The 2,871-nt window shown below is 75.9% G+C and carries 3 protein-coding genes; all 3 read right to left on the reverse strand.

Going from position 1 to position 2,871, the window contains the following annotated elements; all coding sequences use genetic code 11:
* Nucleotides 1-882: ABC transporter ATP-binding protein (locus tag AC1DQF_RS21430; protein ID WP_477527245.1), on the reverse strand; the 882-nt coding region annotated here is incomplete at its 3' end.
* Nucleotides 879-1,976, reverse strand: coding sequence for an energy-coupling factor transporter transmembrane component T (locus AC1DQF_RS21435; RefSeq protein WP_477527246.1), 1,098 nt, complete (start codon nucleotides 1,974-1,976; stop codon nucleotides 879-881). The genes AC1DQF_RS21435 and AC1DQF_RS21430, both read right to left, overlap by 4 nt.
* Nucleotides 1,973-2,871 (reverse strand): hypothetical protein (locus AC1DQF_RS21440; RefSeq protein WP_477527247.1); only part of this gene is annotated, 899 nt, incomplete at its 5' end. The genes AC1DQF_RS21435 and AC1DQF_RS21440, both read right to left, overlap by 4 nt.

Below are 2,871 nucleotides of genomic sequence, written 5' to 3' on the forward strand. Positions count from 1 at the left end.
GGCCCCGTGGGTGACGGTGAGGCCGTGGGCGCCGAGCAGGATCTCCCCGCCCGCCGCGGGCACCGCGCGCGGGGCCGGCAGCTCGCGCAGCCGGCGGGCGAGGCGTCGGGCCTCGCGGACGCTGAGCGGCAGCGGGGACCACCCCGCGACCCGGCCCAGCTCGACGATGGGCGGCACGACCGGTGAGGTGGCGAGCACGGTTGCCGGCTCGTCGACCACGAGGCCGCCGTCGCCGGTGAGCAGGGCGATCCGGTCGGCGAAGGGCACGACCCGCTCGAGCCGGTGCTCGGCGAGCAGCACCGTGAGCCCGAGGTCGTGGACCAGGCGGGTCAGGGTGGCCAGCACCTCTTCCGCGGCGGTGGGGTCCAGGGCCGAGGTGGGCTCGTCGAGCACGAGCAGGCGCGGATGGGCGGTGAGCACCGCGCCGATCGCCACCCGCTGCTGCTCGCCGCCGGACAGGGTCCGCAGGTCGCGCGCCCGGAGGTTGGCGATGCCGAGCAGGTCGAGGGTCTCCTCGATGCGCCGGCGCATGGTGTCCGGCGCGACCCCGAGCTGCTCCATGCCGTAGGCGAGCTCCTCCTCGACGGTGTCGGTGACGAACCCGGCGACCGGGTCCTGGCCGACGTACCCGATGACGTGCGCGCGCTCGCGCGGCGGCGTGTCGATGATGCTCACCCCGTCGAGCAGCACGTCGCCGGTGAGCGTGCCGCCGCTGAAGCGGGGCACCAGCCCGGTGAGCACCCCGAGGAGGGTCGACTTGCCGACGCCGGTCCGTCCGGAGACGAGCACCAGCTCGCCCTCGTCGAGGCTCAGGTCGATGCCGTCGAGGACGGGCGTCGAGCCGTCGTCGTAGGCAACCCGGATGTCGCGCAGCTCGATCACGCGCCCACCACCAGGGCCGGGGCGAGAGCGTGCCGCGGCGGGGGCGCCGCAACCGCCGGAACGAGGCCGAGCAGGGCGGCTGCCAGTGCGGGGACGCTGAGGAAGGGCATCGACTCGACGCCGGGGTGCGCGACGAGGACGTCGTGCCCCGCGATCCACCAGACCAGGACGGCGACCGCGGCGCCCGATGCTCCGACGACCGACTCCTCCACCCGCCAGGGGTCGGGACGGTAGCGCGAGCGCTGGACCCGTCGACCCGAGCTCACCAGGCCCACGACCGCGACCGCGACCCCGGCGAGGAGCATCGGCATCGCCAACCAGCGGGGAGCGGTGGCGTCGAGCACCGCGTAGGTCCCCACGCCGATCCCGCACAGGGCGCCGAGGAGGAGGGCACCGTTGAGGCGTCGCTCCCCGCGGGTGGCGGTCCCGGCGCGGCCGTAGCCGCGGGTGTCCATGCCGGCGGCCAGCGCCAGCGACCGCTCGAGTGCGTCCTCCAGCACGGGGACGAGGAACCGTCGCAGCCGCCCGACCCGCCCGTCCACTCCCCCGCGCAGCGCCTGGGCGGCACGGACCCGACGGGCGCTGTCGGCGAGCTGCGGGAAGACCGTGACGGCGACGACCAGGGCGGTGCCGACCTCGTACAGGGCGGGCGGCACGGACTTGAGCAGCCGCTTGGGGTTGGCCAGCGAGTTGGCGGCCCCGACGCAGATGACGATGGTGGCCAGGCGCAGGCCGTCGTACAGGCCGGCCAGCAGCCCCTCGCGGGTGAGTGGACCGAGGAGGCGCACCCCCGCGACCCAGTCCGGCAGCGGCACGCTCGGAAGGTCCAGCAGCACGTGGCCGCCGTCCACGCCACCGAATACGATCCGGAAGACCACCCGGATCACCACGATCGCGAGGCCCAGCCACAGGTAGAGCCGGAACGACCTCGCCCACGGCTGGTCGGAGCGCCGGGCGTGGACCACCACGGCGGCCACCGCGATGAGCAGGAGCAGCAGCAGCGGGTTGGTGGTGAGGGTCGCGGCGGTGGCGAGGCCGAGGGCCCACACCCACCAGGCGACGGGGTGGAGGTCGCGGGAGAGGCGGGCGCTCACGGGCGGTCGCCGCGGCGACGTCGCGCCGCCAGCGCCATCACGGCGAGAGCCGCCACGAGCGCACCGAGCACGGCCAGGGTGACCCAGGTGGGGACGCGGGCGGACTCGTCGGCCGGGTCGGCGGCGGTCGTCGCGCCGTCGTCGGTCGCGCCCTCGTCGGCGGGGGCAGGCGCCGAGGTCGCGGAGCCGTCGTCGCTCTCGCTCGGATCCCCCGACGGCTGCGCGCTCGGCTTCCGCGTGCGCGGGCTCCCGCTGGGTGAGCCGGAAGGCGAGCCGGAGGCGGAGGCACTGGTGGAAGGGCTGGTGGGAGACGCCGACGCGCTCGCAGACGCCGAGGTGGACGCGCTCGGCGACGTCGGCTGCGAGGTCGTCGACGAGGAGGTGGGCGCCTTCGTGGGCGTCGGCGACGTCGTGGGCGCCTTGGTCGGCGCCTTGGTCGGTGCCTTGGTCGGGGCCTTGGTCGGTGTCTTGGTGGGCGACGCGGTCGGTGACGGCGACGGCGCAGCGTTCACGGGCGCCGCGATCCCGGGCGTACGACGCGTGCTGCCCTGCTGCCAGGCCAGGGCGACGGCGCCCCCCTCGGGCACCTGCAGGCCGGCGACGCCGAGGGAGGAGTAGGTCCACGTGCCGCTCTCGCCGTCGGTCCACCACAGGCCCCAGTAGGCGTCGCCGGGGGGCGTGTTGACGCACGGATCGGCGGCCGGGGCGCCGTCGACGCGGCACACGAAGCCCGGCTGGCGCTGCACGTAGGTGATGGCGACCCCGACGTCGGCGTAGCGGGCGGACGCAGCCTGCCCGGAGCCGCTGTCGCAGACGGAGGTGAGGGCGCCCCCCAGCGCACCGGGGTCGACGACCACGGTGACGCCGGAGCCCGACGTGCAGGACGCGGCCGAGG

The organism is Nocardioides sp. P4_G4, from assembly GCF_056401085.1.